At 69.7% G+C, this 18,483-nt stretch carries 21 protein-coding genes; 2 read left to right on the top strand and 19 right to left on the bottom strand.

Features of this window, described 5'->3' with window-relative positions; translation table 11 throughout:
- Positions 1–693, bottom strand: a 693-nt coding sequence (locus AC1DTW_RS26835; RefSeq protein ID WP_477984861.1) for a zinc ribbon domain-containing protein, incomplete at its 3' end; no start/stop codon positions are given.
- Positions 694–790: 97 nt separating this feature from the next.
- Between AC1DTW_RS26835 and AC1DTW_RS26830 the strand changes: the two genes are divergently transcribed.
- Positions 791–1,270, top strand: a complete 480-nt coding sequence (locus AC1DTW_RS26830; RefSeq protein ID WP_477984859.1) for a CopD family protein — start codon at positions 791–793, stop codon at positions 1,268–1,270.
- A gap of 15 nt (positions 1,271–1,285) precedes the next feature.
- On the opposite strand, the gene AC1DTW_RS26825 is transcribed toward AC1DTW_RS26830, so the two are convergent.
- The 16 genes from AC1DTW_RS26825 to AC1DTW_RS26750 all read right to left on the bottom strand — a co-directional run bounded on the left by AC1DTW_RS26825 (position 1,286) and on the right by AC1DTW_RS26750 (position 15,771).
- Complete coding sequence (locus tag AC1DTW_RS26825; protein WP_477984857.1) at positions 1,286–1,942, bottom strand: AAA family ATPase; 657 nt, start codon at positions 1,940–1,942, stop codon at positions 1,286–1,288.
- Positions 1,943–2,000: 58 nt separating this feature from the next.
- A complete protein-coding gene (gene pnuC / locus AC1DTW_RS26820) occupies positions 2,001–2,651 on the bottom strand; it encodes a nicotinamide riboside transporter PnuC (RefSeq protein ID WP_477984855.1) in 651 nt (216 codons plus the stop codon).
- Positions 2,652–2,685: 34 nt separating this feature from the next.
- Positions 2,686–2,964, bottom strand: coding sequence for a cell division protein FtsB (gene ftsB, locus AC1DTW_RS26815; RefSeq protein WP_477984853.1), 279 nt, complete (start codon positions 2,962–2,964; stop codon positions 2,686–2,688).
- 24 nt (positions 2,965–2,988) lie between these two features.
- On the bottom strand, positions 2,989–4,272 hold the full coding sequence (gene eno / locus AC1DTW_RS26810; RefSeq protein ID WP_477984851.1) for a phosphopyruvate hydratase: 1,284 nt from the start codon (positions 4,270–4,272) through the stop codon (positions 2,989–2,991).
- Between the two features lie 60 nt (positions 4,273–4,332).
- Positions 4,333–5,190, bottom strand: coding sequence for a 3-deoxy-8-phosphooctulonate synthase (kdsA, locus tag AC1DTW_RS26805; RefSeq protein ID WP_477984849.1), 858 nt, complete (start codon positions 5,188–5,190; stop codon positions 4,333–4,335).
- Positions 5,187–6,839, bottom strand: a complete 1,653-nt coding sequence (gene pyrG / locus AC1DTW_RS26800; RefSeq protein WP_477984847.1) for a CTP synthase — start codon at positions 6,837–6,839, stop codon at positions 5,187–5,189. The genes kdsA and pyrG overlap by 4 nt, the downstream gene beginning before the upstream one ends.
- Positions 6,840–6,901: 62 nt before the next feature.
- Positions 6,902–7,732 carry an alpha/beta fold hydrolase gene (locus AC1DTW_RS26795; RefSeq protein WP_477984845.1) on the bottom strand — a complete coding sequence of 277 codons (831 nt, stop codon included), beginning with the start codon at positions 7,730–7,732 and terminating at the stop codon, positions 6,902–6,904.
- On the bottom strand, positions 7,732–8,556 hold the full coding sequence (locus AC1DTW_RS26790; RefSeq protein WP_477984843.1) for a proteasome-type protease: 825 nt from the start codon (positions 8,554–8,556) through the stop codon (positions 7,732–7,734). The genes AC1DTW_RS26795 and AC1DTW_RS26790 overlap by 1 nt, the downstream gene beginning before the upstream one ends.
- Complete coding sequence (mutS, locus tag AC1DTW_RS26785; RefSeq protein ID WP_477984863.1) at positions 8,553–11,111, bottom strand: DNA mismatch repair protein MutS; 2,559 nt, start codon at positions 11,109–11,111, stop codon at positions 8,553–8,555. Before mutS ends, AC1DTW_RS26790 begins: the two co-directional genes overlap by 4 nt.
- A gap of 185 nt (positions 11,112–11,296) precedes the next feature.
- On the bottom strand, positions 11,297–11,992 hold the full coding sequence (locus AC1DTW_RS26780; RefSeq protein WP_477984841.1) for a DUF6064 family protein: 696 nt from the start codon (positions 11,990–11,992) through the stop codon (positions 11,297–11,299).
- Positions 11,993–12,029: 37 nt separating this feature from the next.
- A complete protein-coding gene (locus AC1DTW_RS26775; RefSeq protein WP_477984839.1) occupies positions 12,030–12,992 on the bottom strand; it encodes an aldo/keto reductase in 963 nt (320 codons plus the stop codon).
- Positions 12,993–13,068: 76 nt separating this feature from the next.
- Positions 13,069–13,791, bottom strand: a complete 723-nt coding sequence (arsH, locus tag AC1DTW_RS26770; protein ID WP_477984837.1) for an arsenical resistance protein ArsH — start codon at positions 13,789–13,791, stop codon at positions 13,069–13,071.
- A complete protein-coding gene (locus AC1DTW_RS26765) occupies positions 13,778–14,500 on the bottom strand; it encodes an aquaporin (protein ID WP_477984835.1) in 723 nt (240 codons plus the stop codon). Before AC1DTW_RS26765 ends, arsH begins: the two co-directional genes overlap by 14 nt.
- 2 nt (positions 14,501–14,502) lie before the next feature.
- Positions 14,503–14,997, bottom strand: coding sequence for an arsenate reductase ArsC (locus tag AC1DTW_RS26760; RefSeq protein ID WP_477984833.1), 495 nt, complete (start codon positions 14,995–14,997; stop codon positions 14,503–14,505).
- Entirely contained in the window at positions 14,994–15,431 is a 438-nt protein-coding gene (locus tag AC1DTW_RS26755; RefSeq protein ID WP_477984831.1) for an ArsI/CadI family heavy metal resistance metalloenzyme, read from the bottom strand. Before AC1DTW_RS26755 ends, AC1DTW_RS26760 begins: the two co-directional genes overlap by 4 nt.
- 13 nt (positions 15,432–15,444) lie before the next feature.
- Positions 15,445–15,771 carry an ArsR/SmtB family transcription factor gene (locus tag AC1DTW_RS26750; RefSeq protein WP_477984829.1) on the bottom strand — a complete coding sequence of 109 codons (327 nt, stop codon included), beginning with the start codon at positions 15,769–15,771 and terminating at the stop codon, positions 15,445–15,447.
- Between the two features lie 59 nt (positions 15,772–15,830).
- Between AC1DTW_RS26750 and AC1DTW_RS26745 the strand changes: the two genes are divergently transcribed.
- On the top strand, positions 15,831–16,949 hold the full coding sequence (locus AC1DTW_RS26745) for an NAD(P)/FAD-dependent oxidoreductase (RefSeq protein WP_477984827.1): 1,119 nt from the start codon (positions 15,831–15,833) through the stop codon (positions 16,947–16,949).
- Here AC1DTW_RS26745 and AC1DTW_RS26740 read toward each other — a convergent pair.
- The gene (locus AC1DTW_RS26740) at positions 16,930–17,703 is read right to left on the bottom strand and encodes an arginyltransferase (RefSeq protein WP_477984825.1); all 774 of its coding nucleotides are present in this window, start codon (positions 17,701–17,703) and stop codon (positions 16,930–16,932) included. The two genes, AC1DTW_RS26745 and AC1DTW_RS26740, sit on opposite strands and share 20 nt — an antisense overlap.
- Positions 17,700–18,470: a leucyl/phenylalanyl-tRNA--protein transferase gene (gene aat, locus AC1DTW_RS26735; RefSeq protein WP_477984823.1), complete on the bottom strand. Its 771-nt coding sequence runs from the start codon at positions 18,468–18,470 to the stop codon at positions 17,700–17,702. The genes AC1DTW_RS26740 and aat overlap by 4 nt, the downstream gene beginning before the upstream one ends.
- Positions 18,471–18,483 lie beyond the last annotated feature (13 nt).

Below are 18,483 nucleotides of genomic sequence, written 5' to 3'. Positions count from 1 at the left end.
CGGCGTGACGGCGCGCGGCGGGGCCGGCGCGGTCGGCGTGCGCGCGGGTGCCATCGCGTGGGCGGGCGGCTCCTGCAACGCCTCGGGCGCGTCGTCGATCGGCTCCCACAGGCTGCTTGCCGTGGCCGACGCGGCATCCGTCGGCGTCAGCGGGTTCGATGGCGCGATCGAGGCGGGCGATGCGGTCGATGGCGCCGATGCCGAAGCGGTCGCGCCGCTGGCGCCCAGCACCGATGGCGGCGGCGCCGCGTCGAAGGTCGGCAGCGCCGGCCCCCGCGCGTGGCCAAGCCACCATGCGGCGCCACCCGCGAACGCGACGACGATCGCAGCGAGGCCGATCCACACGCCGAGCGGGCGGCGCGCGACGCTGGGCGGCACAGGCGGCGAGAGCGACGCGGCCGGCGCGGCCTCGGCCAGCAGCGGCGCGATCGCGTCCGGTGGCGGCGGCACCGCAATCGGCGCCGGCGGCGTCTGGTCGGTGCCGCACTGCGTGCAGAAGCGCGCGCCGGGCCGGTTAGGGTGACCGCAGGCACGACATGGTGCCTCGGCCAGCGCGGCCGCCGCGGGTGCCCCGGGCGCGGCATCGAACGCGGCGCCGCATGCGCGGCAGAACCGCGCATCGTCAGCGTTCGGCGTGCCGCACTTCGAACAGCCCTTGGACATCGGCTCGGACTCCTGCGTGGTGAGCGGCATTCTCGCCGCGTTGCGCGCGGTTCGGCAATCGCGCCGGCGCACGCGTCGCGATGGACAATCGCGACCTTCGGGGCGTCGCCGTGCAAGGAGAGTGTCGATGTTGTATGCCGCATTGAAGGCCGTTCACCTGCTGTCGCTGATCGTCTGGATCGGCGGCATGTTCTTCACGCTCGCGTGTCTGCGTCCGGCGCTGGCGGTGCTCGAAGGCCCGGTGCGGCCGCGCTTGATGGACGCGGTGCTGCTGCGCTTCTTCGCGATCGTCAACGCGGCGATCGGTCTCGTGCTGCTGTCGGGGCTGGCGATGCTGTGGATCGCGTACCAGTCGTTCGGCGGCGGCGCGAGCGCGCTGCATCAGATCCCGCCCAGCTGGTACCTGATGATCGCGCTGGGCCTGACGATGATGAGTGTCTTCGGCCACGTCCGCGGGGCGCCGGCCAAGCGCCTGCGGGCCGCGGTGCAGGCGCAGGACGCGCCGGCCGGCGCCGCGGCGCTCGCCGAGATTCGACGCTGGGTCGGGGTCAACCTCGTGCTCGGTGTCGTGGTGGTCGTCGCGATGAAGCTGGGCGCTGCCGTGTAGCGCGATCGGCGCGCGTCAGCGGGTCGGCAGCAGCGGGTGCCGCTCGCAGTTCGCGTCGCCGCAGCGCTCGCAGTGCCATTGCCAGCGCGCGCCACCGGACTCGTCGCGTGCCGGCGGCGCGAGCGCGCGCCGTGCACTGGCGAGCGCCGCCAGTGTGCGTGCGTCGCCGGTGCCGAACACCACGGAGTACGGCACGCCCGCGCGTTGCAGCGCGGCGCGCACCTTGGCATCGACCGGCTCGCGCACCTGCGGGCTGTCGCGCTGCAGCCCGTCGGCCTGCCAGGGCAGGTCGAGGGCGGTCAGCAACGTCAGGTCGCAGCCTTGCGCGTGCGCGGCCTGGGCCTGGGCGTACAGGCCGGCGTCGCCGAAGACCTGGTCGCTGTAGACGGCGATCATCAGCGCGCTCGTGTCGGCGATCACAAGCGCGTGCGATCGCGCGGCGGCTTCGATGCGGCGCGTCTGCTCGGCGGCGATGCCGTGCTGCTCGTCGTGCCGCGGCGTGCGCCGGTGCCGATCGCAGAACTCGCGCAGGTACTCGGGCACGACGACGCTGTCGTGGCCGTCTGCGCCGAGCAGTTCGCTCAGCGCAGACGCGAGCGTCGTCTTGCCGGTGCTCTCGGCGCCGAGCAGTGCGATGACGAAGCCGCGCCCGGTCTCGCGCTCGACGCTCATCAGGTAACCTCCGCGCTGCGCGCTGCGGTGCGAGCCCCTTCGGGCGGCCGGGCGGGGCTCATCTCGGCAGCATCCGTTGCCACGCGCGCCAGCCGGCGAACGACATCGCGATGAACAGGCTGTAGAGCAGCGTCGTCAACCACAGCCCCTTGTACGCGAAGAGGCCGACGCTGACGATGTTGACGACGATCCACGCGAGCCAGTTCTCGATGTACTTGCGGCCGAGCAGCCATTGCCCGATCAGGCTCGCGGCGGTCGGGAAGGCGTCCCACCAGGGCACGTCGGTGTTCGTGCAGGTCTTCAGGAAGAGCCCGGTCGCGGGCCACGCGGCGGCCAGCGTGGCGAGCAGCCACCAGCGGGCACGCGCGGGCAGCGCGCGCACCTGCAGCCCGCTGCCGTCGGCCTGCGTGCCGCGCAGCCATTGCCACCAGCCCCACAGCGCGACGACCGCGAAGAAGATCTGCAGGCTCGCGTCGCCGTAGAGCCGGCTGTCCCAGAACAGCGCGAAGTACAGCAGCGAGCTGACGATCGCGAGCGGCCAGGCGCCCGGGTTGACGCGCATGTTCAGCAGCACCATCACGATGGCGAGCACGAACGCGACGATCTCGAGCCCGCTGACCGGTGTCGCCCACAGCGTGAAGGCGGGCGCGAACGCCGCGGCGAACGTGTTCGTGAAGAGGAGCTGCAGCGAGTGCAGCAGCGCATCCATCGCGCGGCCTGTCAGCGAAGCGCTGCGGCGCGCATCAGCGCTTCGGCGTCGAGACCTGGACGAGGATCTCGTCCGGCTTGACCATGCCGAGCTCGAAGCGGGCCTTCTCTTCGACCATCTCCAGGCCTTCCTTCAGGTCGCTCACTTCGGCGACGAGTTGCGCGTTGCGCGCCTTGTCGGCCGCGTTGGTCGCCTGCTGCTCGGCCAGCTTGCCGCGCAGCTCCATCATGCGCGGCACGCCGCCCTTGCCGAACCAGAGCTCGGCATGGACCAGCGCCAGCAGCGCGATCAGCGCGAGCGAGACGTAGCGCATCGGCGACGAAACTTCCTGCTTGCCTTAGCGCAGGTTGTAGAACGCACCGCGACCGGGGTAGCTCGCGACGTCGCCGAGGTCTTCCTCGATGCGCAGCAGCTGGTTGTACTTCGCGATGCGGTCGCTGCGGCTCATCGAGCCGGTCTTGATCTGGCCGGCGTTCGTGCCGACCGCGATGTCGGCGATCGTCGAGTCTTCGGTCTCGCCCGAGCGATGGCTGATCACGGCGGTCCAGCCGGCGCGCTTGGCCATCTCGATCGCGGCAAAGGTCTCGGTCAAGGTGCCGATCTGGTTGATCTTGATCAGGATCGAGTTCGCGACGCGCTTTTCGATGCCCTCGCGCAGGATCTTCGTGTTCGTGACGAACAGGTCGTCGCCGACGATCTGCACCTTGCCGCCGAGGCGCTCGTTCAGGTGCTTCCAGCCGTCCCAGTCGCCTTCGGCCATGCCGTCTTCGATGCTGATGATCGGGTACTTGTCGACCCAGGTGGCGAGCATGTCGGTCCACTCGGGCGCCGAGAGCGTCAGGCCTTCGCCGCCGAGCACGTACTTGCCGTCCTTGTAGAACTCGCTCGCGGCGGCATCGAGGCCGATCGCGATCTGCGTGCCGGCGGTGTAGCCGGCCTTGTCGATCGCGTCGAGGATCATCTGGATCGCCGCTTCATGGCTCACGACGCTCGGTGCGAAGCCCCCTTCGTCGCCGACCGCGGTGCTGATGCCCTTGTCGTGCAGGATCTGCTTCAGCGCATGGAACACCTCGGCGCCGTAGCGCACCGCCTCGCGGAAGCTCGGGGCGCCGACCGGGATGATCATGAACTCCTGCAGGTCGAGGTTGTTGTTCGCGTGCGCGCCGCCGTTGATGACGTTCATCATCGGCACCGGCATCTGCATCGCGCCGGAGCCGCCGAAATAGCGGTACAGCGGCAGGCCCGACTCTTCGGCCGCGGCGCGCGCCACCGCCATGCTGACGGCCAGCGTCGCGTTCGCGCCGAGGCGGCTCTTGTTCTCGGTGCCGTCGAGGTCGATCAGCGTGCGGTCGAGGAACGCCTGCTCGCTCGCATCGAGGCCGAGCACCGCCTCGCTGATCTCGGTGTTGACGTGCTCGACCGCGCGCAGCACGCCCTTGCCGAGGTAGCGCGCCTTGTCGCCGTCGCGCAGCTCGATCGCCTCGCGCGAGCCGGTCGACGCGCCCGAGGGCACGGCGGCGCGACCCATCGTGCCGCTCTCGAGCAGCACGTCGCATTCGACGGTGGGGTTGCCGCGGCTGTCGAGGATCTCGCGGCCGACGATGTCAACAATGGCACTCATTCAGGGACTCTCCAGGGTTCGAATTCTTGGGGCTCGGTCGGGCGCTGCGGGCGCTGGGCATCAGCAGGAAAAATCGTTCTCGAGCAGCGGCTGCGCCTTGATCACGCGGTCGAGCGCGACGAGCTGTTCGAGCAGCGCCTTCATGTGCTTCAGCGGCACCGCGTTCGGGCCGTCGCTCAGCGCATGCGCCGGATCGGGGTGCGTCTCCATGAAGACGCCGGCGACGCCGACCGCGATCGCCGCACGCGCCAGCACCGGCACGAACTCGCGCTGGCCGCCCGAGCTCGTGCCCTGGCCGCCGGGCAGCTGCACCGAATGGGTCGCGTCGAAGACGACCGGCGCGCCGGTCTCGCGCATGATCGCGAGGCTGCGCATGTCGGAGACGAGGTTGTTGTAGCCGAAGCTCGCGCCGCGCTCGCAGGCCATGAAGTTGTCTTCGGCGAGGCCTTTTTCGCGCGCGGCGGCGCGGGCCTTGTCGATCACGTTCTTCATGTCGTGGGGCGCGAGGAACTGGCCCTTCTTGATGTTGACGGGCTTGCCGCTTTGCGCGACCGCGCGGATGAAATCGGTCTGGCGGCACAGGAACGCCGGCGTCTGCAGCACGTCGACGACGCTCGCGACCTGGGCGATCTGCGATTCGTCGTGGATGTCGGTCAGTACCGGCACGTTCAGCTCGCGCTTGACCTTGGCGAGGATCTCCATCCCTTTGTCGAGGCCGGGCCCGCGGAAGGTGCTGCCGGACGATCGGTTCGCCTTGTCGAAGCTGCTCTTGAAGATGAACGGGATGCCCAGCTTCGAGGTCATCTCCTTCAGCTGGCCGGCCACATCCATCTGCAATTGCTCGGACTCGATCACGCACGGGCCCGCGATCAGGAAGAACGGCCGGTCGACGCCAATGTCAAACCCGCAGAGCTTCATGCCGCGACCTTCTCAGCTTGCGCCGCGCGATGGTGATCGAGCGCAGCCTTCACGTAGCTGATGAACAGCGGGTGGCCGTCCCAGGGCGTGCTCTTGAACTCGGGGTGGAACTGCACGCCGACGAACCACGGGTGCACGGTCTGCGGCAGCTCGACGATCTCGGTCAGCTTCTCGCGCTGCGTGATCGCCGAGATCACGAGGCCGGCCTTCTGCAGCCGCTCGAGGTAGTGCTCGTTGGCCTCGAAGCGATGGCGGTGGCGCTCGGTCACGACCTTGCCGTAGATCTGGTGCGCGAGCGTGCCGGGCGTGACATCGGAGCTCTGCGCGCCCAGGCGCATCGTGCCGCCGAGGTCTGAGTTCACGTCGCGCTTCTGGATCGTGCCGTCGCTGTCCTGCCATTCGTCGATCAGCGCGATCACCGGGTGGGGCGTGCCGGGCTCGAATTCGGTGCTGTTCGCGTCCTCGAGGCCGGCGAGATGGCGCGCGACCTCGATCGTCGCGACCTGCATCCCGAGGCAGATGCCGAGGTACGGGATCTTGTGCTCGCGTGCGTACTGCGCGGTGCGGATCTTGCCTTCGACGCCGCGCTTGCCGAAGCCGCCCGGCACCAGGATCGCGTCGAACTTCGCGAGCTGATCGATGTTGCTGTCGTTCAGCGTTTCGGAATCGACATACTCGATCTGCACGCGCGCGTGGTTGTGGATGCCGGCGTGGCGCAGCGCCTCGTTCAGCGATTTGTACGAGTCGGACAGGTCGGTGTACTTGCCGCACATCGCGAGCGTGATCTCGAACTTCGGGTGCGCGACCTCGTTCACGAGCTTGTCCCAGCGCCGCAGGTCGGCGGCCTTGGTCAGCAGCTGCAGCTTCATGCAGATCAGCTCGTCCAGGCGCTGCTCGTGCAGCATGCGCGGCACCTTGTAGATCGTGTCGACGTCCCACATCGAGATCACGCCCTGCAGGCCGACGTTGGTGAACAGCGAGATCTTGTCGCGCTCGTCGTCGGGGATCTCGCGGTCGGCGCGGCACAGCAACGCGTCGGGCTGGATGCCGATCTCGCGCATCTTCTGCACCGTGTGCTGGGTCGGCTTGGTCTTCAGCTCGCCGGCCGCGGCGATCCACGGCACATAGGTCAGGTGCACGAAGGCCGAGTTGTTCGGCCCGGCGCGCAGCGCCATCTGGCGCACCGCTTCGAGGAAGGGCAGCGACTCGATGTCGCCGACGGTGCCGCCGATCTCGACGATCGCGACATCGACGTCGGCCGCGCCGCGCTTGACGAACTCCTGGATCTCGTTCGTGACGTGCGGGATCACCTGCACCGTCTTGCCGAGGTAGTCGCCGCGGCGTTCCTTCTCGAGCACGGTCTTGTAGATCTGGCCGGCCGTGAAGTTGTTGCTGCGCTTCATGCGCGTGCTGATGAAGCGCTCGTAATGGCCGAGGTCGAGGTCGGTCTCGGCGCCGTCGTCGGTGACGAACACCTCGCCGTGCTGGAACGGCGACATCGTGCCCGGATCGACGTTGAGGTACGGATCGAGCTTGATCAGGGTGACTTTGAGGCCGCGCGACTCGAGGATCGCACCGAGAGACGCAGAAGCGATGCCCTTGCCCAGCGAGGACACCACACCGCCGGTGACAAAGACGTACTTGGTCATTGTGTGCAGCACTTGTTTGACACAAATGCTCTGGTGGTAAAGCGCGATTATAGGCGTCGCGTCTAGGCCGTCCTGGGCATGGATTCGATCAGTTTCAAGACGCAGGCGGCCGTTTCCACCGGGCGTTCGAGCGGAAACAGGTGCGAGCCTTCGATCGCGACGAGCCGGCCCTGCGGCGCGTGCCCGACGAGCCGTTCGGTCGCGCGCAGGCCGACGCGGCGCACCTCCTCCGAGTCGGTGCCGCGCACGAATGCCGCCGGGCATTGCAGCGGGTGCGCACGCAGCACCCGCGCGAGCTGGTGCGGCAGCGTGTTGTAGATCGCGGTCTCGACATCGCGATGGAACGCCAGCCGGCGCAGCTTGCCGTGGTTTTCAGTGCCGCTGGCGATGTAGTCGCGCAGCATGCCCGGCGCCCAGCGCGCGAACGCCGGCTTCGCGGCGAAGTGCTCGAACGCCGCGTCGGCGCTGTCCCATTGCTGGCGCCGGCGCTTCGACACATGCCCGGGCGAGAAGCGCTCGCCGATGCCGGAGGCCTTCGCGACCTGCACCGCGCGGGCCTTCCAGCCGGCGAGGAGCGGCGAGTCGAGCATCACCAGACCGGCGGCCAGATCGGGCCGGCGCGACGCTGCCATCAGGCTCAGGTAGCCGCCGAGCGAATGGCCGACCAGGAACGCCGGGCCGCCGACCTCGTGCTCGATGAAGTGGACCAGCTGCTCGCGCAGATGCGGCCAGTTGCTCGTGACCGGAAAGCGCGGGTCGTGGCCGTACTTCTCGATCGCATGGACCGTGAAGCCGGCTTCGCGCCAGGCCTCGAAGATCAGCCGGTAGGTGCCGGCGGGAAAGCCGTTCGCGTGCGAGAAAACAATGGTGCGCGGCGGCACGGCCTGCGTCATCAGACGATCTTCTCGCCCGGGTGCGTGATCTTCTTCATCGGCTCGTAGCGCGGCGACGGCACGCACAGCGGCACGGTGGTCGGCCCGGCGCCCCACTGCGGGTCTTCGAGCGACTCGAACACCTCGCGCAGCTTCAGCCCCCAGTTGCCACGGATCATCTGGAAGTACGGGTTGTGCTCGTCGATGCAGACGATCTGATCGGTCTGCAGCTTGTGCGCCTCGTAGACCAGCAGGTCGAGCGGCAAGCCGACCGACAGGTTCGACTTGAGCGTCGAATCCATCGACACGAGCGCGCACTTGGCGGCTTCGTCGAGCTTTGTTGCCGGCGTGACCATGCGGTCCAATACGGGCTTGCCGTACTTCGATTCGCCGACCTGGAAGTAGCAGGTCTCGCGCGTCGCCTCGATGAAGTTGCCGGCCGAGTAGACGAGGAACAGCCGCATCGCCTCGCCCTTGATCTGGCCGCCGAAGATCATCGACGCGTTGAAGTCGACACCGGCCGTCGCGAGCGCCGCGCCGTCCTGGTCGTGCACGCGGCGCACCGCGGCGCCGAGCACGCGCACGGCGTCGAACATGCTCTTGGCGTTCCAGATCGTGACCGGCGAGCCGTCGCGGTCCTCGATCTTCTCGACCTGCAGGATCTCGCGCACCGACTGGCTGATCGACAGGTTGCCGGCCGAGAGCATCACCATGAAGCGGTCGCCCGGCTTCTCGTACACCATCATCTTGCGGTAGGTGCTGATCTGGTCGAGCCCGGCATTGGTGCGCGAGTCGGACATGAACACCAGTCCGGCATCGAGCTTGATGCCTACGCAATAAGTCATTCGGATTTTCCTTGGAGAGACTTCAGTTCGTAGAGCGCGGCCAGCGCTTCCTTGGGCGAGAGCATATCGGGGTCGAGCGCGGCGAGCGCGGCATCGAGCGGCGAGGCTTCGCGCGGTGGCGCCGGCGGCGGCGCGGCGAACAGGTCGATCTGCGCATCGGCGGCGTGCTTGCTGGCCTCGAGCGCCTCGAGCGTGGCGCGCGCCTGGCGCAGCAGGCTCGCGGGCATGCCGGCGAGGCGCGCGACCTGCACGCCATAGCTGCGGCTCGCCGGCCCGGGCTGCAGCTCGTGCAGGAACACGATCTCGTCGCCGCCGCTGGCGTGCGTCTCGGCCGCCGAGACATGCATGTTCAGCGCGCGCTCGTGCTTGGCGGGCAGCTCGGTGAGCTCGAAGTAATGCGTCGCGAACAGCGTGAACGCGCGCGTGCGCTCGACCAGGTGCGTCGCGATCGCGCTGGCCAGCGCGAGGCCGTCGAAAGTCGAGGTGCCGCGCCCGATCTCGTCCATCAGCACCAGCGAATGCTCGGTCGCGCCGTGGATGATCGCGGCGGCCTCGGTCATCTCGAGCATGAAGGTCGATTGCGCGTTCGCGAGGTCGTCGGCCGCGCCGATGCGGGTGTGGATCGCATCGATCGGCCCGAGCCGGCAGGCGCGCGCCGGCACGAACGAGCCGATCGCGGCGAGCAGGGCGATCAGCGCGACCTGGCGCATGAAGGTGCTCTTGCCGCCCATGTTCGGGCCGGTGATCACGAGCATCTTCTGCGCCGCGTCGAGCTTGCAGTCGTTGGCGATGAAGTTGGCGCCGGTGGTCTCGAGCAGCCGCGCCTCGACGACCGGGTGCCGGCCGGCCTCGATGCGGATGCAGGGCTCGCGCGCGAACTCGGGCCGGCACCAGTTCAGCGTCAACGCGCGCTCGGACAGCGCCGCCAGCACATCGAGGCTCGCGAGCGCGCGCGCCAGCGCCGAGAGCGGCTCGATGTGCGCCTGCAACCCGTCGAGCAACTGCTCGTACAGCAGCTTCTCGCGCGCCAGCGCACGGTCTTGCGCGGACAGGGCCTTGTCCTCGAAAGTCTTCAGCTCCGGCGTGATGAAGCGCTCGGCGTTCTTCAAGGTCTGGCGGCGCTGGTAGTCGGCCGGCACCTTCGCGGCCTGGCCCTGCGTGACCTCGATGTAGAAGCCATGCACCTTGTTGAACTGCACGCGCAGGTTCGCGATGCCGGTGCGCGCACGTTCGCGCGCCTCGAGCGCGAGCAGGAACGCGTCGCAGTTCTGGCCGATGCCGCGCAGTTCGTCGAGCTCGGCATCGAAGCCCGGCGCGATCACGCCGCCGTCGCGCAGCAGCACCGCGGGCTCGTCGGCGATCGCGGCGCCGAGCCGTGCGAGGATCGCGTCGGGTGGCGTCAGCGCCTCGCCGAGCATGTCGAGCAACGTCGCCTCGCCGAGCGGCACGTGCTCGCGCAGTGCCGGCAGCGCATGCAGGGTCGCGCGCAGGCCGGTCAGCTCGCGCGGGCGCACCTGGCGCAGCGCGAGGCGCGCGGTGATGCGCTCGACGTCGCTGATGCCGCGCAGCGCATCGCGCAGCGCGTCGAGCTGCGCGGTGTGCAGCGCATCGATCGCGTCATGGCGCTGGATCGCGGCGCGGCGTTCGCGCTGTGGGTGCGTGAGCCAGTGGCGCAGCGTGCGCGAGCCCATGCCGGTGCGGCAGCTGTCGAGCAGCGACAGCAGCGTCGGCGCATCCTCGCCGCGCAGCGTCTGTGTCAGCTCGAGATTGCGGTGCGTCGTCGGCGGCAGGGTCAGCAGGTCGCTGGCGCGCTGCACGCTGAGCGCGCGCACATGGGCGAGCGCCTGGCCCTGCGTGTGCTCGGCGAAGCTCAGCAGCGCGGCGGCCGCGGCGTGGGCCGCGCGCAGGTCCTGCGCGTCGAAGCCGGCCAGGCTCGCGACCCGCAGCTGCTCGCACAGTTTGCGCAGGCCGAGCGCCGCGTCGAACTGCCAGGCCGGGCGGTGCGTGACCGTGACGCGCGCCTGCTGGATGACCACCGGAACGTGATCGCGATCGACCAGCACCTCGGCCGGCGCGAGCCGCGCGAGCCACGACCCGAGCTCGGCCTCGGCGCATTCGCTCAGGCCGAGCTCGCCGCTGGTCAGCGCGAGCCAGGCGAGACCGAAGCCCTTGCCCTGCTTCGAGACCGCGAGCAGCAGCGCATCGCGCTTGTCGGCGAGCAGCTCGGTGTCGGTCACCGTGCCCGGCGTGACGACGCGCACGACCTTGCGCTCGACCGGCCCTTTCGCGGTGGCGACATCGCCGACCTGCTCGCAGATCGCGACCGCCTCGCCCATCCGGATCAGCTTCGCGAGGTAGCCTTCGACCGAATGCACCGGCACGCCGGCCATCGCGACCGGTTCGCCGCCGCTGTTGCCGCGCGAGGTCAGCGTGATGTCGAGCAGGCGATTCGCCTTGCGCGCGTCGTCGTAGAAGAGCTCGTAGAAATCGCCCATGCGATAGAACACGAGCGTCTCGGGGAAGTCGGCCTTGATGCGCAGGTACTGCTGCATCATGGGCGTGTGCTGGGTCAGGGGCGCCGAAACGACGGCCGGCCCGGGGAGATTTTCCAACGTGGTCAATGGGTTGATTTCCGCGTGCGATTCTGCATTCGCCATGGGGCTGCCTTCGATTCGTCATTTTCCCCGTCGGGGTGGACGAATTCTCGCTGCGCGCGAGCAAGGCACGACGGGACCGAATTTCAGCCCGTCTCTGCATCGCGTCGCCAAGCTGAAGGCATGCCGAGCGCCAGGGCCACGAGCGCCGGCAGCACCCAGGCTTGCGGCGATCCCATCGTCCACAGCGTCATCGCGCTGATCGCGCACCAGGCCAGCGCCAGGGTCCACAGCGCGGCGAGCAGGATGCGCGTCAGCCGGGCGGGCGCCGCCGGCTGGACCCACAGCATGACCCCGAGCGTCGCGATCACCGTCGGATCGGGGGCCAGGCCGAAGACCTCGGCCTGCGTCCAGGGTCGGCCGGCGGCCGCTACCAGCAGCGGGTGGCCGATCAGTCCGAAGGCGCACAGCAACAGGCCAGCGATGCGGCGGCCGCGTTGCGGTGCGACGCGCAGGTCGGGTCGCGTCGCCAGCGCGGCCAGGCCGAACGCCTGCACGAAGAACCCGAGCGCGAACGCCTGCGCGGCCCAGTTGATCGGCGCGTAGCGTTGCAGCAGGAACGCCCAGGCGACGAAGGCCCAGACCGCCGCGAGCACGCCGATCAGCGCGCGCAGCGCCGGCAGGCGCCAGCGCAGCAGACACACGATCGCTGCGATGCCCGCCAGCGGCAGCAGCCAGGGCGCGGGCCACCAGGCCTCGTTGTGCAGCTCGAACAGGCGCCAGTACGTGCGCGGCGCGAACATCAGAAAGTCGGACGGGCGGTAGCTCCACCACTCGTTCATCGGGCGCCTGCGCTGTCGTGGCCGATGGCGCCTCGCATCACAGCGCGGCGACCGTCGCGGCCATGCGCGCCCGCAGCGCTGCATCCGGCAGCTGGCCGCGCGCCGCGCCCATGTTCTGACGCACATGGGCGACCTGGCTGGTCGCCGGGATCGCGCAGGTCACGGCCGGGTGCGAAACGATGAACTTCAGCGCCACCTGCGCCCAGCTGTCGGCGTCGATCTCGGCAGCCCAGCCCGGCAGGCGGTGGGCGCGCAGCGCCTCGAGCAACGCGCCTTCGCGGAACGGCCGGTTGACGATCACCGCGATGCCGCGCTGCTGCGCGAGCGGCAGGATGCGCTGCTCGACCTCGCGGTCGAGCAGGTTGTAGGTGACCTGCACGAAGTCGATCGGCTGCGTCCGCATGACGTGCTCGACCTCGGCGTGACGCCGGCCCTCGGAGGTCGTGATGCCGACATGGCGCAGCCGCCCGGCGGCCTTCATCTCGAACAGCCGCGGCAGGTGCTCGGCCCAGGCCAGCAGGTTGTGCACCTGCAGCAGGTCGAAGCGCGGAACGCCCCAGAAAGCGCGCGAGGCCTCGATCTGCGCGGCGCCGCGCGCCGCGTCGCCGGTCCACACCTTCTCGGCCGAGAACAGCGCGGCCGGGCGCCCGAGCCGCGCCAATGCGTGGCCGATCGTCGGCTGCGACGAGCCGTACATCGGCGAGCTGTCGATCAGCCGGCCGCCGTCCGCGAAGAACGCGCGAACGACTTCGGCGCAGGCGTCGCGTGCGACGCCGTCGTTGCCGACGTTGAACGTGATCCAGCTGCCGAGGCCGACCAGCGGCAGCGCCTCGCCGCTCGAAGGGATGCGCCGGGTCAGCACGGTTTCCGGGGCCGCCGCCGCGGCCAGGGCCGGCCATGGCAGGCCCGCGACGATGACGGCGCGGGCGGAGCCACCCAGCCAGCGGCGGCGGCTGATCGCGCCGGCTGATCGGTCAGGTCGAGCGCTCGGATTCGTCATGCGCATCTGCGTGGGGGCCAACGCAGCGTATGACGGGCGCGGCCGGGTCGAGTTCCGGCGCGCCGCGCCCGCGCGTTCAAGTCGAGCGCTGGTTGACCCGCTTGGCCAGTTCGCCGGCGCTCTCGCGGCGCTCGCTGTAGCGGTCGACCAGGTAGGGCGCGACATCGCGCGTCAGCAGCGTGAACTTCATCAGCTCTTCCATCACGTCGACGACGCGTTCGTAGTACGCCGAGGGCTTCATGCGCCCGGCCTCGTCGAACTCCAGGTAGGCTTTCGCGACCGACGACTGGTTCGGGATCGTGATCATGCGCATCCAGCGGCCGAGCACGCGCAGCTGGTTGACGGCGTTGAACGACTGCGAACCGCCCGAGACTTCCATCACCGCGAGTGTCTTGCCCTGCGTCGGCCGCACGGCGCCAATGCTCAACGGGATCCAGTCGATCTGCGCCTTCATGATGCCGCTCATCGCGCCGTGGCGCTCGGGCGAGGTCCAGACCATGCCCTCGGCCCAGGTCGCGGCTTCGCGCAGTTCCTGCACCTTGGGGTGTGTCTCCGGCGCGGCATCGGGCAAGGGCAGGCCGGCGGGGTCGAAGATGCGCACGTCGCCGCCCATCGCGAGCAGCAGGCGGGCCGCTTCGAGCGTCAGCAGCTTGCTGTACGAACGTTCGCGCAGCGAACCGTAGAGCAGCAGGAAGCGCGGTGCGTGCGCCGATGCGCCGGCGCCGGCCAGGCGCGCGCCGGTCGGCGCGTCGAACAGCGTCGTGTCGACGTTGGGCAGGCTCAGATCAAGAATGGACATGGCGCTCGAGCTCGGCATTTTCGGCCTCGCCGGATGATTCGACGACATTGGGATGGCCGATTTTCGGTCGACCGAGGGCCTGGTGGATGCCCAGGCCGACCAGCGCGCCGACGAATTGCGAAACGACGAAGCCGGGCACGCTGCCCGGCGCGATGCCGGCGAAGCTGTCCGAGAACATGCGCCCGAACGCGGCGGCCGGGTTCGCGAACGAGGTCGACGAGGTGAACCAGTACGCCGCGCCGATGTAGCTCGCGACCATCGCGGCCGCCCGGCCGTCGGGCGCGCGCAGGATCACCAGCAGCAGGCCCGCGGTGGCCACCGCCTCGGCGATCCATGGCCCGATGCCGCTGCGCACATGGGTCGAGAACTGCAGCATCGTCATGTCGAACATCGCATGCGCCAGCCAGGCGCCGAGCATCGCGCCGACGAGTTGCGCGAGGATGTACGGGGCGAGCGCGATGCGGGGAAGCTCCCCGCGCAGCGCCATCACGGCGCTGACGGCCGGATTGAAGTGCGCACCGCTGACCGGGCCGAACACCTCGATCAGCACGTAAAGCCCGCCGACGGTCGCCAGCGTGTTGGCGAGCAGCGCGATCGCGGCGTTCCCCGCCGACAGGCGCTCGGCCATGACGCCCGAGCCGATCACGACCGCGAGCAGCAGCGCGGTGCCGAGGGCTTCGGCGAGGAGCTTGCGGCGCAGATCGATCATGCTCAGCGTTGCGCGATCGCGGTCAAGGCGCGCTGCAGTTCGGCGTCGTCCATCGTCTCGAGCGGCAGTTGCAGCAACTGCAGCATGCGATAGCCGATGGCCTGGCGGGTCAGCTCGAAAGCCTGCCGCTTGCCCGCGTCGCCGCCGGGCGCGCTGGAAGGGTCCGGGTAGCCCCAGTGCGTCCGCACCGGGCTGCCGGGCCAGTACGGGCAGGTCTCTTGCGCGGCGCTGTCGCACACGGTGATGACGATGCGCATCTCGGGCGCGCCGGCGGCTGCGAACTCGTCCCAGCGCTTGCTGCGAAAGGCGCGGGTATCGACGTCCGCATCGGCGAGCGCCTCGAGCGCGAACGGGTTGACGCGGCCGCTCGGCGCGCTGCCGGCACTGAAGCGGCGCACGTCGCGGCCCAGGCGCGCGGCGAGTGCATTCAGCATCCCCTCGGCGAGCACGCTGCGCGCCGAGTTGTGGGTGCACAGGATCAGGACGTTCGTGGTCATCGGTTCCCACACCCCGAGGCGCAGCAGGCGGACGCGGCCGCGGCCGGCGCCGCCGTGGTTTCGTGGAACGCCGGGATGTTGCCCAGCGTGTGGAAGTGCTCCCACGCGATGCCCTGCGGATCGGTCACCCAGTGCTTCTCGCTGCGGGCGTAGCAGCAGGTCGTCTCGCCTTCGTCGTGCACCGCCAGATCGGCGGCTTCGGCGCGTGCCTTCAGCGCCGCCAGCTGCGCCGCATCGTCGGTCTGGATGCCGAGGTGATCGATGCCCGGCTGCGCACCGCGCGTGGAGATCGCGAAGTTGACCGGGGGGTCTTCGACCATCCACTTCGCATAGTCGCTCTCGACGCGCGCCGGCTCGGCGGCGAACAGTTTCGAATAGAACCCGATGCTGCGGGCCAGGTCATCGACATGCAGGTGCACATGGAAGCGCTTCATGGTGTTCTCCGATTCAGCAGGTGGTGCAGCCACGCGTTGCGGCGACGTCGCAGGCCGCGCCCTGGCAGCAGTGGGCGGTGAGGTACGCGAGCAGATCGTTCATCTGCTCGATCGACGGGCGGTAGATCAGGTTGCGGCCCTCGCGCTCCTGCGACACGAGGCCCGCATGCATCAGCTCCTTCAGGTGGAACGACAAGGTCGAGCCCGGCACGCCGAGCATCGCCGACAGTTCGCCGGGCGTCATGCCTTGCGGTGCGGCGCCGACCAGCGCGCGGAAAACGCGCAGGCGCATGTCCTGGGCCAGTGCGGCAAGCGAGGCGACGGCGGTTTTCTCTTCCATGATTCGACATTATTGGAAATATAGGAATTCGTCAAGCGGTGTCAGCCTAGACTCTGCCGATGGACCGTGTCGATGCGATCGTGATCGGCGCCGGCGTCGTCGGCCTGGCGGTCGGCCGCGCGCTGGCGCGCAGTGGGCGGGAGACCGTGGTGCTCGAACGCGCCAACGCGATCGGCACCGGCACGAGCTCGCGCAACAGCGAGGTCATCCACGCCGGCATCTACTACCCGGCCGGCTCGCTGAAGGCGCGGTTGTGCGTGGCAGGCCGCGAGCAGCTGTACGCGTTCTGCGGGTCGCACGGCGTCGGGCACCGGCGCTGCGGCAAGCTGCTGGTCGCGACCCGCGAAGCGCAGCGCGCCAGGCTCGCGCAGATCCAGGCCCAGGCGGCGCGCAACGGCGTGCACGACCTGCGCGCGCTCGACGCGGCCCAGCTGCGTGCGATGGAGCCCGCGCTGAACGCGGTCGCGGCACTCCATTCGCCATCGACCGGCATCGTCGACAGCCACGGCCTGATGCTCGCGTTGCAGGGCGATCTGGAGGCGAGCGGCGGCGCGCTGGCCGTGCTGTCGCCGGTGCTGTCGGTCGACAGCCGAGGCAAGGGGCATGTCGTCACGGTCGGCGGCGCGGCGCCGATGGAGCTGGCCGCGACGATCGTCGTGAACGCGGCCGGGCTGTGGGCGCCGTCGGTCGCGGCGGCGATCGACGGCCTCGCCGCGCAGGCGCTGCCGCAAGCGCGCTACGCGAAGGGCAACTACTTCGCGCTGACCGGTCGCGCGCCGTTCTCGCACCTGATCTACCCGATTCCCGAAGAGGCCGGGCTGGGCGTGCACCTGACGCTCGATCTGGCCGGCCAGGCGCGCTTCGGTCCGGATGTCGAATGGATCGCGCCGGCGACGCCCGATGCGATCGACTACCGCGTCGACGCGCAGCGTGCGGCCGGCTTCGAGGCGGCGATCCGCAGCTACTGGGCCGGGCTGCCGGACGGTGCGCTGCAGCCGGCCTACAGCGGCGTGCGGCCGAAGCTGCAGGCACAGGGTGCGGCGCAGCAGGACTTCGTTCTGCAAGGCCCCGACGACCACGGCATCGGCGGGCTGATGAACCTGTACGGCATCGAGTCGCCCGGCCTCACGGCCAGCCTCGCGCTGGCCGACGAGGTGCTCAGCCGTCTGACGAGGTAGCGCGCGTCAGGGTCCCGGCGGGCGGCTCCTGCCACGCGCCGTTGATCAGCAGCTCGTGCGGCCGGAACTGCGACTTGTAGGCCATCTTGCCGCTCTGGCCGATCCAGTAGCCGAGGTAGACATGCGGCAGCTTCAGCAGCCGCGTCTGCTCGATCTGCCACATCACGTTGTAGGTGCCGTAGCTGGTGTGCGGTTCGGGCTCGTAGAAGGTGTAGACGGCCGACAGGCCGTCGTTCAGCACGTCGAGGATCGAGACCATCTTCAGCACGCCCGGGCCGCCCTCGGCCGACGGCGCGCGGAACTCGACCAGGCGCGAGTTCACGCGGCTTTGCAGCAGGAACTGGGTGTACTGGTCGACGCTGTCATGGTCCATGCCGCCGCCGACATGCCGGCCGGCCTGGTAGCGCAGGTAGAGCTGGTAGTGCTCGGGCACGAAGCACAGGCGCAGCACGCGGGCTTCGAGGTTCGCGTGCGCCTTGGCCGCGCGGCGCTGGCTGCGCGTCGGCTCGAAGCGCGCGACCGGGATGCGCAGCGGCATGCAGGCCTTGCAGCCGTCGCAATACGGCCGGTACGTGAACATGCCGCTGCGTCGGAAGCCGTTCGCGACCAGGCCCGAGTAGGCATCGGCGTGGATCAGGTGGCTGGGCGTGGCCACCTGCGAGCGCGCCATGCGCCCTTCGATGTAGCTGCAGGGATAGGGCGCCGTCGCATAGAACTGCAGCGACGCGAGCGGGAGTTCCTTCGGGTGGGTCACGGGCCGGCATCCTTGGCGACGGCGCCGCCCGGATGCGCATCCAGGTGCCGCCACATGGACAAATCATAGGACCAATCGATGATCGGCGGTTCCCCCAGGCTGAGGGTCAGCCGGGCTTCGAACTCGTCGCGGCGCAGCTCGCGCGCGCCCATCGAGGCGAGGTGGCTGGTGTGCTGCTGGCAGTCGATCATCGGCACCCGGTGCGCGCGGCAGAAGCACACGAGTGCCGCGAACGCGATCTTCGAGGCATCGGTGCGGCGCGCGAACATCGACTCGCCGAAGAACATGCGCCCCAGGCCGATCCCGTACAGGCCGCCGACGAGCTCGCCGTCGATCCAGGTCTCGAAGCTGTGCGCGTGGCCGAGCGCGTGCCATTCGCAGTAGGCCTCGATCATCTCGGGCACGATCCAGGTGCCGTCCTGCCCGTCGCGCGGCGTCGTCGCGCAGGCGGTGATGACGCGGCGGAAGGCGCTGTCGATGCGCAGCTCGCACCTCGCGTCGGCGGCGAAGCGGCGCACCGTCTTGCGCAGCGAGCGCGACAGGCGGAACTCGTCGGTCAGCAGCGCCATGCGCGGGTCGGGCGACCACCACAGCACCGGCTGGCCCTCGCTGTACCACGGGAAGATGCCGTGCGCGTAGGCCTCGGCGAGGCGCTGCGGCGTCGGGTGGCCGCCGGCGGCGAGCAGGCCCGGCGCGTCGCTGCCGGGCGGCAGTGCCAGGCCGGTCGGCGGGAAGGGCTCGTCCGGGCCGCGCAGCCAGTGGATCACGATGCAAAGCCCC

This window comes from Rhizobacter sp. P5_A1 (genome assembly GCF_056400745.1).
The sequence above is the reverse complement of the archived record's forward strand: the minus strand, read 5'-3'. Positions and strand labels throughout refer to the sequence as shown.

Excerpts from the sequence above, each read along its gene's own strand:
- eno (WP_477984851.1), bottom strand. The coding sequence starts at position 4,272 with ATGAGTGCCATTGTTGACATCGTCGGCCGCGAGATCCTCGACAGCCGC.
- AC1DTW_RS26765 (WP_477984835.1), bottom strand. The coding sequence starts at position 14,500 with ATGATCGATCTGCGCCGCAAGCTCCTCGCCGAAGCCCTCGGCACCGCG.
- AC1DTW_RS26750 (WP_477984829.1), bottom strand. The coding sequence starts at position 15,771 with ATGGAAGAGAAAACCGCCGTCGCCTCGCTTGCCGCACTGGCCCAGGAC.
- kdsA (WP_477984849.1), bottom strand. The coding sequence starts at position 5,190 with ATGAAGCTCTGCGGGTTTGACATTGGCGTCGACCGGCCGTTCTTCCTG.
- AC1DTW_RS26755 (WP_477984831.1), bottom strand. The coding sequence starts at position 15,431 with ATGAAGCGCTTCCATGTGCACCTGCATGTCGATGACCTGGCCCGCAGC.
- AC1DTW_RS26790 (WP_477984843.1), bottom strand. The coding sequence starts at position 8,556 with ATGACTTATTGCGTAGGCATCAAGCTCGATGCCGGACTGGTGTTCATG.
- pyrG (WP_477984847.1), bottom strand. The coding sequence starts at position 6,839 with ATGACCAAGTACGTCTTTGTCACCGGCGGTGTGGTGTCCTCGCTGGGC.
- ftsB (WP_477984853.1), bottom strand. The coding sequence starts at position 2,964 with ATGCGCTACGTCTCGCTCGCGCTGATCGCGCTGCTGGCGCTGGTCCAT.
- AC1DTW_RS26780 (WP_477984841.1), bottom strand. The coding sequence starts at position 11,992 with ATGAACGAGTGGTGGAGCTACCGCCCGTCCGACTTTCTGATGTTCGCG.
- AC1DTW_RS26825 (WP_477984857.1), bottom strand. The coding sequence starts at position 1,942 with ATGAGCGTCGAGCGCGAGACCGGGCGCGGCTTCGTCATCGCACTGCTC.
- AC1DTW_RS26745 (WP_477984827.1), top strand. The coding sequence starts at position 15,831 with ATGGACCGTGTCGATGCGATCGTGATCGGCGCCGGCGTCGTCGGCCTG.
- AC1DTW_RS26830 (WP_477984859.1), top strand. The coding sequence starts at position 791 with ATGTTGTATGCCGCATTGAAGGCCGTTCACCTGCTGTCGCTGATCGTC.
- pnuC (WP_477984855.1), bottom strand. The coding sequence starts at position 2,651 with ATGGATGCGCTGCTGCACTCGCTGCAGCTCCTCTTCACGAACACGTTC.
- AC1DTW_RS26795 (WP_477984845.1), bottom strand. The coding sequence starts at position 7,732 with ATGACGCAGGCCGTGCCGCCGCGCACCATTGTTTTCTCGCACGCGAAC.
- mutS (WP_477984863.1), bottom strand. The coding sequence starts at position 11,111 with ATGATGCAGCAGTACCTGCGCATCAAGGCCGACTTCCCCGAGACGCTC.
- AC1DTW_RS26775 (WP_477984839.1), bottom strand. The coding sequence starts at position 12,992 with ATGACGAATCCGAGCGCTCGACCTGACCGATCAGCCGGCGCGATCAGC.
- AC1DTW_RS26760 (WP_477984833.1), bottom strand. The coding sequence starts at position 14,997 with ATGACCACGAACGTCCTGATCCTGTGCACCCACAACTCGGCGCGCAGC.
- arsH (WP_477984837.1), bottom strand. The coding sequence starts at position 13,791 with ATGTCCATTCTTGATCTGAGCCTGCCCAACGTCGACACGACGCTGTTC.